Raw genomic sequence first — 713 nt, forward strand, 5'->3', positions numbered from 1 at the left:
TTCCTATGGTGCATAACCTGCCGCTTGATAAGGCCAGACCCAGAGTGCAAACCTTTATGGGGGCCAGTTATTTTAACCAGTTAAATAAAGCTGGTACAGATAGTTTCAATCAGCTGTGTCAGGCCCAGGGTGCCACCTTGTTTATGGGGCTACACGGTCTGTTTTCCACCTTGTTGGCCCGCTACAGCAATACCACCGACATCGTCATAGGCAGCCCGATAGCGAATCGTGAGCAGGCGGAAGTCAGTGGGTTGTTAGGCTTTTTCGTCAATACTCTGGTGCTTCGCAGTGATCTGTCGGGGAACCCGAACTTTATGGGGTTACTAGAGCAGAGTAAGCGAGTGTTGCTGGATGCTTATGGTCACCAGCAAGTGCCTTTTGAGAAGGTCGTGGAAACGTTGCAACCGGAGCGGAGTCTGAGCCACAGTCCTTTATTCCAGGTGATGTTATCACTGGAAAACAATGAAGAAGGAGAGCTTAATTTACCGGGTCTGAGATTGTCACCCATGGCCGCGGGGGCGGAGGTCGCCAAGTTTGATTTATCCCTGACGGTGAGTGTAGGTGAGCAGGGGATGGGGCTGAACTGGAACTACAATACGGACTTATTCCATGAGCAAACGATAGTCCGTTTGGCGAGTCACTTTATGAATTTGTTGCAGGCAGTGAGTGCGGAGCCGGAGCAAGGGGTGATGAGCCTGCCTTTGGTCGTTGGC

Annotated in this window: 1 protein-coding gene; it reads left to right on the forward strand. The window is 51.3% G+C overall.

From position 1 onward, the window contains the following. On the forward strand, window positions 1-713 hold a 713-nt coding region (locus tag ACYVIC_RS19780), incomplete at both ends, for a condensation domain-containing protein (RefSeq protein ID WP_460862714.1).

The sequence above is a fragment of the Rheinheimera gaetbuli genome (assembly GCF_054781935.1).